We start from the raw sequence: 9,425 nt of genomic DNA, 5'->3' as shown, positions 1-9,425 counted from the left end.
GCATCGCGACCGTCCGGCACAACAGCCGGGCCGAGGGGATGTAGGACACCGTCGCCCGCTGGGCGAGCCGGGTGCCGCCGCCGGTTTGATGACCGGGCGCCTCGACGTCCAGCACGGCGGCGTGCCAGGGCACTAGGCCGAGCACCCCCACCGAGGTGATTACGAAGGTCGGCCAGGTGGTGTCGGCCGCGACAGCCGAGACCCGGTCCAGCAGCACCTCGGCGATGCGACCCGCCCACTCGGTGAGCTCCGCCAGCGCAGCGCGCCACGCCGCCAGCGCGGCGCGCGACGCCGCGAACGCGGCCGCTGGCTCGGCCACACCCTGCCTGGCACCCTCACCGCCTGCAGCCTGGCGCCAACCCGCGTACGCCGCCAGGTACCGGCCCATGGGGGAGTCGTCGGCGCTGACGAGCCCCGGGTGCTCGACATGTTCCACCGGTCTGGTCCCGTCAGCCGGGATGATGATGATATGCCCGGGCCGGTCGACGCCGGGGACCAGATAGACGAGTGCGTCGGAGCCGTGCGTGCCCACCGCTGCGCGGATCTCGCCGATGCTGGGTGGAAGCAGCAGGCTGTCGGGTCCGGCGGCGGACTCGCTCAGCGCCGCCAGCACAGCCCGGCGCAGCGCGGACCGTTCGGCCCCGTCGGCGAACCAGCCGGGGCCTTGCGCAGCCGGGTCGGCCTCGGCCGGTTCGAGGCCTGCGGCTGCCCAGGCCTGCGCGAGGTCGGCATGCCCAAGCTCACGCAGCTGCTCCGCGGCCGACCGGGTGGTCACCGCCGCGTGCAGGACGAGGCCGCGGCCGGCCTCCACGGCGGTCACCAGGTCGTCGCGGGCCTGCTCGTCGCCGCCCCGCAGGTCCTCGACACACCACTCCAGCACCACCCGGGCATCCGCCGCCGCCCCGCGGGCGACCTCCAGCGCGTCTCGGGTGCCCGACTGCAGCAGCACGAGCCAGGCGTGCCCGCGCAGGGCTCGCAGCGCCAGGCGGCGACCTCCGGGCAGGTCGCCGGGCTCGCCGCGCAGTCGCCGGGCGCGGGCGGCGGTCATGACGACCATCGGCCACATCGGGTGGTCAGGACCGTCGAACCAGTCCAGGACCGCCTGGGAGCGTGCCACGGCGAGCCGGGCGGCGGACCGGTCCCCGGTGACTCCCGCGAACAGCTGCCAGCCGTGGGCGAACAGCTGCGTGCCCATGGCCCGCGGGGGTGGCGGTAGCTGCGCACTGCTGTCGGCCCAGGCCTGGTCGGCGTCCGCGAGGCGGGCGCGCAACTCGGCGAGGCGATCCGCGGGCGCGCCGGCTGAAGTCGCCGCGATGATGCCGGCGATCACTTCCGCGGCCGCTGCCTGCGCGACAAGGGCGTCGCAGCCCGGGAACGCGGCGAAGACGTCGGCGATCTCCCGGAGCTGACCGACGTCGAGGCGCCGGCTGACGTCGAGGTACTGGCTGACCTCGATGAGGTGACCGGGCTTGCCCGTGTCGGCGGCAGGTGGCTGCAGCCTGCCCCGAAGGCCACCGCCCAGAACCTGTGCCAGCGACCGGGCCAAGACGGACAGCAGCTCGACGGCGGTGCGGGCGCCGTCGGCCGGCATGCCGACCAGCAGCATCTGACCCAGTCGGGCGAACAGGGAGATCGCCGTGGCGCTCGGGTCCGCGGAGGTCCCGACCAGCTGCTCGGCGGCCTTCACCCGGCCCAGGTCGCCGGAGAAGCCACCGGCGACAGCGGAGATGAGGGAGAACAACGCGGCGGCGTCGTCCGAGTGCTCGGCCGTGCGCATGGCCTCGGCGGCATGCTGCAGGCCGAAGTCCGCGCCGGGCCGGGGCCCGGTGCCGAACATGGCGCGCAGCAGACTGGTCATCGCCCGCATCGCGGCCCGGCTGCTCGACCAGCCCTGCGGCGGGTCGGGGTGCGCGTCGGCGTAGCCGAGCAGGCGGTCAAACCTGTCCCCGGCCAGCGGGAACGCCTCCAGGCCCTCCTGCACCAGCCGGCGGGTGATCTCGTTCCCGTCGACGATGAGGTACTGCAGCGTGAGAATCTCCATGGCCACCGTCGCGCGGATCTCGGTATCCAGTTCCGGCCGGTCGACGATCTGGTCCGCGAGTGCCAGCACGGCGCGGATGTCCGCCAGCAGCGCGTCGTCCACGCCGCCCGCGCTGCGCCGCTGCTCGCGCAGCCGGTCCGCGACGAACACCAGCGCTGCCGGCGCGAGGAGCTCGGCGGGCTGACCGTGCCGTACCGCCGCGGTGAAACAGTCGACCGCCTCGTCGAACAGGGCGTCGTCGTCATCGAGCCGGCTCCACGCCCAGTAGGCGTGGCCGAGGCTGTCCCAGGTGTCGGCGACGTTTTGGGCGCCGCCGATGCGGAGGGATTCGCGCAGCCAGTGGACGGCCTGGGCCCAATCCCGGGTGGTACCGCTCTGTTCGGCGCGGTCGAAGACGAGCTCTGCGTAGTCGGCCACGATGCCCGGGTCGGCGGTGCCCGCGGTGACCATGGGCGCCAGCAGGTCGAGCGCGGTGTCGCGGGCGGCCGGCACCGCGTCCTGCTCGTACCAGACGATCAGGAGCGCTGCGTAGCCGAGTAGGTCCTGCGGACCGAGCTTGCCCGCGTCGGCCAGCGGGGCGAGCAGGCGCATGGCGGCGTCCCGCTCGGCGGGATCGCGACCGTTGACGTAGCGCTCGCCGTGCAGCGCGCCTTCCATGGCATCGAGTTCGGCAATGCTCAGGGACGGGCGGCCGCCGGGCCGGGGCGCCGGCCAGCCCCGGCGCCACCACAGCACCACACTGTCCCAGCTGCCCAGATCCGCCTGGGCGAGCTCGCCCTCCCACTCGGCGATGAGCATCGCCAGGCCCGGCGCGCCGGAGTGGCCGGGCGCGAGGTCATATGCCTGAGCCAGCAGGCCGACGGCGGCCCGGGCGGCAACCGGGTCCCCGTCGCGCTCCGCGGTGGCCAGTAGATCCAGCGCCGGGCCGACCAGCGCGTCGATCTCCAGATTCAGGCCGTCCACAGCGAATCCCCCGATGCCGACCAAGCTGTCCAGTGCTGGCGACGAGCCGCCCTGCGGCCACCCGTCGCTGCGGGCGCAGCGTATATGTGCCGTGTGCCGTGTGCCGGTCCGTCAGGCCACCCCGACGAAGCCCATCGCCGCACAGTCGGGAGACGATCATGGCCAGGTGGAACAGGCGTAGGCGGGACGACGGCGGCGGCGCGGCACCTCCTGGCACCGGCCGACCGGCCGCGGGCACCGGCGGGCCGGCGCAGCCCGTTGCCGGCGCCCTGCCCGCCGACGTCGCCGGCCTGATGGCTCGGCTCGGGCGGTACGAGTTCGCGCCGGCCGCCAGCGACGAGCCCGATGTCTGGGGCGACCTGCAACGGCCGTTCCTGGCGTCGGCAACCGCGGACGCGGCCGGTTTCGCCGCGGCGCTCGCGCGCGAGGTGGGCCCTGCGGGGGGCTGGGCGCTGGTCGGCGCCGAGTCCCTCCTGCGGAACTTCGCCGACGGGGCCACCCGCCGGGCCATTCCCACCTACGTGGAGCTTCTCGATGCCAGCATCGACTTCCTGCGGGCCTCGCGGGTGCCGTTCGGGCGGCTCATCGGCTTCTACACGGAGCGATGGGCTGAGCGGGGCGGGACCGAGGTCGACTGGCTGCCCGGCAGTGGGCACGACGGACCGTTCCCGGGTGCGGGACCGGGCGGTACTCCCGCCGGCTCGCCGGACTGGTCGCAGGTCAGTGTAGTCCGCGCCGAGTGGCCGCTGGACCGGGCCGGCATTGAGGCGGACGTGGCCGCCTGGGAGCACGGGGTGCAGCTCTACGACGCCCACGACGACTACGCCACGATGATGCGGGCCGGCATGATGCTGGCCCGGCTGCTGCGCCACCACCTTCACGGCCGGGCGGTGCTGGATGATCCGGTCCTGGCCGTCACGACGCATCACGTGCTGTTCGCCGCGCGGACCCCGCCGCCGGACGGGGTCACCGTCGCGCAGCACGCGCTGCGGATGGCGCGGCTGGGGCTGACGGTGATGCGCGCGCACGGCTGGCAGTCTGCTGAGTTCGGCGGTGACGGGACGCTCGCCGAGCCGTTCTTCACCGGCGGGAACCGGCTGCTGCTGACCGCCGCGCTGGCGTCGGGCGGGCGGCCCGGGGAGAGCGAGCTGCGCCGGTTCTTCGGCGCGGACGGCACCCTCGACCGCGCCTAGCCGCTGCTCGGCGCGGTCGAGGTCCGCCAGCGCCGCGAGCGCGGCGGCCAGGCGCTGCGGGTCGGTCCCGAACGCCTCCACCGCGCTCGCGGGGATCATACCGTCAGCCGCCAGCCGGAGCACGCGGTCGATCAGCCAGGCGGCCGGGTCGGCTCCGGCCGGGCGGTCGCGCAGCGCGGCCAGGACGATCTCGTCGAGATCCTCGGCGCCGGACTCGGCCGGTCGGGCGAGGGCGCTGTCGGCTGCGGCCGTCCCCAGCGGCACGTCGCCCTGCCGGGGCCGGCGGCCGAGTGGGCGGTCGATGTAGCGCTCCCACCAGGTCACCAGCTCGCCGTCGCCGTCGCGCACGCGCCGCCCGCTGCGACAGTGCCGCTCGATGCCACCCAACGCCGCCGCGACGCGGTCGCGGTGCTCCTCAGGCGAGCCCCCGAACTCCGCGGCCGCCTGCTCGGCCAGCCGGTACTCAAGCGCCGACTGGCCTTCCAGCGGCGCCGGCCGGCCCGCCTCCTCGACCAGATACTCCAGCACGGCGCGGTGGTACTCGTCCGGTAACGCCCGGGCCAGCTCGCCGACTCGGATCCGGTCGACACGGGCCTGAGCACCCTGAGCCAGGCGGTGGCGCCGGATCCACTCGAACTTCGCCCTGGTGCGCCAGTGGGCGCGGGCGGCGGCGGCGGGCCGTTGCGCGGGTCGTTGCGCCAGATAGCGGCTGATGTCGACAAGCACGTCGACGACCAGGTCCTGACACACGCAGCTGCCACGGACGAGGGCCTGCTCGYCGACCTGGACCGGCGCCACGTCGCACACCCCAGACCGGGTCATCCGGTGCAGCTTGCGCCGGAACCCGGCGGTCTCGCCGAGAAGCGTGCAGACGATCTCCATGGAGATTGTGACTACAGGTGTCTGAATGACGGCTTGGGGTGACATTCGATCGTCCAGTGTCGTCGAGCCGCCACCAGCAAAGTCCGTGAGCATGCCGGCTTTCTAGCGGAAAATGGTAAAACTGTCTATGATTTTAGTGACTCGCGAAAAAAATCTGCCAAGTGGAGGCAGGGTTCGGCGACTACGATCGGGATGCTGCGGGGGCGGGCGTTGGAGCGGGGATGAAGGAGGAGACGGTCGTGACCCTGTTGCCGGCGGTGGTGCCGCCGGTGCCGGAGACGCGGGCTGAACTGGTAGCCGCCCGGCTGGCCCGGAAGGTGGCGCCGCTGTTCGGAGTGCCCTGGCCGGACACTCTGGAGCCCAACCCACTCGGGCGGATCACCTGGGTCACCGACTTCACCCGGGTCACGCTGTCGGAGATCGCCCGCGGCGCCCCCCTGCCGACCCGTGCGCAGGCCGCGCAGCTCGCGGGCGCCGCCGAGCTCGGCACCCGTGGATGGGTGATCCTCGATCGGATGGCCGCTACCGCGAGTGGGGCGACCTTGCCGAATGAGATCGCCAACGCCACGCTCAACCGATTCGGCCCCGATACGAAGGCTGCGGTCGTCCTAGTGGCGGTCAACCGCCTGCTCGATCCGCTCCGGGCGGCGCTCACCGAGGTCCTGCCCGTGCTGGCCTACCAGGACGGCAGCAGGCTGATACCCGACCTGCGGCTTGCAGCCTGGGCCGCGGTGGTCGTCGAGGTTTTTCGTTCCCAGCCGGCGCTGGTCGCCGCGGGCATCCGCGCGCGTGCGGTGCAACGTCCGTTGACCACCGCCTGGGAGGTGCCGCTGGCCCCCTCCGCAGCAGCTGAATCGCTAACCAGATGTGAGATCAGCGCACCGCGGACGACGGCCTCGCCGGTCCTGCCACGCGACCTCGACCTCGTCGACACCACCCTGCCGGGGCTGGCACTGCCGGCGGCGGAGGGGCCCGTCGGCCAGCAAGCCGCGCACGAGCTGGTCGCTGGGCAGCTCCTGCATCGCCTGCTCGACGTGGGAACCCTGCGCGACACGAGTCACCTGTGGATCTCCGCCCGGGGCCCCGGGCAGCTGGCGCTGGAGGCGCTACTCACCCCGGACTCGATCATTGACCAGTTCGTCGCCCAGGCGCTGCGGGCGCTGCCGCCAGTCGACGGCGGGCCGGTCGACGCGCGACTGCCCGCCCTTCCCGATGCGGCGGCTCTCGCCCAGCGGCCCTTGGCCACCCGGCGCACCGCGGCCATCGCGCTGTTCGGCGCCGTGCGCCAGGTACTCACCGACGCACAGGCCCGGGAGCGCCTACGCCTCGACGCCTTCACCTGGCTGGGCCAGGCACACGGCTGGCTGGCCGGTATCCTGCCGGCGGACGATCCGGTCCGGGCCGTCGCCGGCTGCCGGGCCGACGTGCTCCGGYTCGACCTCGTCCGGTACGACGCGGAGCGGGACAAGCGGGTGCTGGTCGAGGCGCTGATGGCGTCCAGCCAGTACTGCATCGACCTGTTCGAGCGGGGCAGCCTGGACCGCGGCGCCGCCGCGGAGATTCTCTCGGCCGCCAACCGGCAGCTGGACACCCTGCGCCGGCTGGCCGAGGCCAGCTGCGGGCCGCCTGCGGACGGTACCCCACCGGCCGGGATACTTGACGACCATGTGCGCCGCGGGTGGCTGGTCTGGCTACGCATGGTGGAAATCGACCCGGCGGTACTGACCACCGGTCCGCTCCCCGACCTGCTGGCTCACCACTTGCACAACTACGCGACCTACCTCGCCAGCCACCCGTACTCGTCCGGCGATCTCACCCAGGCGGTGGACTTGTTTCGGGACGTGGTGCTGCCCGCCCGAGCAAGATACGTCGCCCGCACGGCCGTCTTCGAACCGCTACGCGTCTCGCTCCAGATGGCTACCGCAGCGACGACGGGCCTCGCGCGGCTGGCGCGGGCTGCCGGCCACTCGGCACAGGCCCGCAACTGGGCGGCCCTCGGCCACCTCTGGATTAACCGCGCTCTCGCGGATCCCGGTACGGCCGCGATGCTAGACGAGGCCACCGAGTCGGCATGCCGACTCGCACTGCAGGCCGTGCCGGCACTCCTGCTCGCTGTTGAGCTGCAGGTGAGTCCCGACGGCGTCGGGACGGCCGCCGATCTCGCCGCGGTCGACCGCCTGCTCTCCTCCGCCCGCCGGTGGATCTCCTCCTTGCCCGGGCCGTTCGCCCGCCAGGACGAGATCGATGCGCTGGCCGCCCGCCGCGAGCAGCTCCBGACCACCTGAACCTCCCGCACCGACCTGGGTGACCTCACCGTCCACCGGAATACTCGCCGACCAGCCGATCTCGGAAAGAACGAGTGGGATGGTACGTTCCGCCCCACTTGATCACGCAGAGTGGCGGTATGGCCTGTTGGCGTTCCTGGTTGGCAAAGTCCTGGATCGGCAAATCGGACAAACTAAGTTATGAATTTAGACGGCTCGCATCTCTGTGGTCACTCATTGTYGCGGAAGGGCGCGACCGGTCCAATGGAATAATAACGCCTCTGGCTCAGCCCTTCGCCCGCGTCGGCGTTTCTCTTATGTTTGCAATAACTCCTATGGGGGGGTAAAATTCGCTGTTACAATAAGTAACAATGGCAAAGATGGAAGCACGGAATATCGCAAACGCCTTTATTGAGCGTGCCAGCCAAGATCAGGGCGAACGCGGGGTCATCACTCCGCTGAAGCTGCAGAAAGTTTTGTATTACGCGCAAGGCTGGTATCTGGCGTTTAACAACGGAAACMCGCTGTTTGACGACAAGGCGTACGCCTGGCAGTGTCCATTCAGAGGTGACGGTCCCAGCACCTCTGTGTTGATGTTGATTTAGGTAGCGACCGCGAGGCCGTCCGGTTCGGCGAGAGCGGCCCGGGGGGTGGGTAGCCAGGGCCGGCTGGCGAGCAGCATCCTGATCGCGTCGATCGGGCGGATGCCATGGTCGCGGGTGGAGACCAGGTAGGAGCGCACGCGCAGGTACCCGGCGAGGGTCGTCGGGGTGTGCCAGTAGCCCGAGACGGCCTGGTGCCGTTTGGGAAGCCTGATCGACTGCTCGGCGGCGTTGTTSGTCCAAGGGATCTTGAAGTCGGTGAGGAAGAGCCAGACCTGGTCGGCCTTCGCGGCGAGCCGGCGGGCCAGGACCAGGCCGGGATGGTTCTTGCCGTCCTTCCAGGGCCGGGACATGTTCGCCAGCCGGCCGACCTCGACGTCCCGGTCGAACCGGGCCCGCAGCCCGTCGATCACGTCCTGGTCGAGGCGGGTGCACCCGGCAGCTCGGGCGGCGACGACCAGGCCGTTCGCCTCGCGGAACAGCTCGATGAGCTGGCCGGCCCACTTCTGGATGTTCGGCGCGAGCATCAGCACCGCCCGCAGAGCTCGGATGAGGTGCTGGCAACGGAGCTGCACGCCGGCGACCTGGGTGTTGTACTGGTGCCAGCCGGCGTAGTCGTCGCGGGTGAGGTAGCCGGTGTAGCCGTCGAGGACCCCGGTGGCGTCGATCGCCTCCGACGAGCGGGAGGGGATCGCCGCGTATCAGACCAGCCCGGGCCACGGGGTCCGCAGCGCCAGCAGGTGCGGGGCGCCCTCGGTCGGCCTGCCGGTGGCCTCGTCGAGGTCCCTGCGCAGGACGTTGACCAGGGACTCGTCACCGCACAGCACCGGCTCGGCGCGCAGCGCCGCCTTCATCTTCTCGTCGTAGCCACGGGCCGCGAGCGCCTCGGCGGCGCGTTGCAGGGTCCGCGCGACGAAGCCGGTCGAGACCGCCGTGCCGTACATCCCGTTGAGGACCAGCGCGGTCCGCGCGAGCGGGACGTTGCCCTCGTTGCCCAGCAGCACCACCGCGCCGCCGATCAGCGGCCCGTAGCACACCGAGCCCGCCGTCGCCCACGGCACGTCCGGCACCCTCGCCGCCGTGATCTTCCCGCAGCAGYCACACCGCCTGCGCGGCAGCGCCCACTCGGTCGTCTCGACCCGCGGCTCGGGCACGTCGCGTACCTGCGTCCACATGTCCGCCAGCACCTGCCCACCGGCCAGGCCCGCCTCGCACGACGAGCACCCGGTCGGCTCGTCCGCCCGTAACCGGCGGTCCGGGGCCGGGTCCCCGGGGCAGCCCGGCACCCGGGTGACCCGGCTGCCCGCCCGGCTTCCTGTCCTTCGAACGGACCCGCTCCGAGGCCGGCCGGACCTGCCGGCCCCCGGCCTCCCCGTCCCCGCCTGCCGGATCGTCGTCACCCTCAAGGCGCGGCAGTCCCTGGACACCTCCAAGCGGGTTCGGCGCAAGCACCTCGCCATGGCCCAGGCCGGCATTACCG

At 72.3% G+C, this 9,425-nt stretch carries 4 protein-coding genes and 2 pseudogenes; 4 read left to right on the top strand and 2 right to left on the bottom strand.

What is annotated here, in order from left to right:
- Positions 1–3,004, bottom strand: a pseudogene (locus tag KBI5_RS15145) (hypothetical protein); the annotation flags it as partial.
- Positions 3,005–3,162: 158 nt separating this feature from the next.
- On the opposite strand from KBI5_RS15145, the gene KBI5_RS25385 reads away from it, so the two are divergent.
- The 4 genes from KBI5_RS25385 (at position 3,163) to KBI5_RS25905 (ending at position 7,948) form a co-directional block, all read left to right on the top strand.
- Complete coding sequence (locus KBI5_RS25385) at positions 3,163–4,197, top strand: hypothetical protein (RefSeq protein ID WP_011436971.1); 1,035 nt, start codon at positions 3,163–3,165, stop codon at positions 4,195–4,197.
- A gap of 366 nt (positions 4,198–4,563) precedes the next feature.
- Positions 4,564–4,749, top strand: coding sequence for a hypothetical protein (locus KBI5_RS25380; protein WP_035912406.1), 186 nt, complete (start codon positions 4,564–4,566; stop codon positions 4,747–4,749).
- Between the two features lie 569 nt (positions 4,750–5,318).
- Positions 5,319–7,364, top strand: coding sequence for a hypothetical protein (locus KBI5_RS15135; protein ID WP_241882929.1), 2,046 nt, complete (start codon positions 5,319–5,321; stop codon positions 7,362–7,364).
- Between the two features lie 350 nt (positions 7,365–7,714).
- Positions 7,715–7,948, top strand: a complete 234-nt coding sequence (locus KBI5_RS25905) for a hypothetical protein (protein WP_133057046.1) — start codon at positions 7,715–7,717, stop codon at positions 7,946–7,948.
- Here the strand turns inward: KBI5_RS25905 and KBI5_RS15130 are convergent.
- A pseudogene (locus KBI5_RS15130) lies at positions 7,945–9,286 on the bottom strand (IS66 family transposase); the annotation flags it as partial. The gene KBI5_RS25905 and the pseudogene KBI5_RS15130 overlap by 4 nt on opposite strands.
- Positions 9,287–9,425 lie beyond the last annotated feature (139 nt).

It is taken from the genome of Frankia sp. KB5 (assembly GCF_002099325.1).
Classification (GTDB): domain Bacteria; phylum Actinomycetota; class Actinomycetes; order Frankiales; family Frankiaceae; genus Frankia; species Frankia casuarinae.
This window is presented reverse-complemented; position numbering and strand designations above follow the sequence as displayed.

Bases quoted from the DNA above. Each gene is read 5' to 3' on its own strand.
- KBI5_RS25385 (WP_011436971.1), top strand. From the start codon at position 3,163: ATGGCCAGGTGGAACAGGCGTAGGCGGGACGACGGCGGCGGCGCGGCA.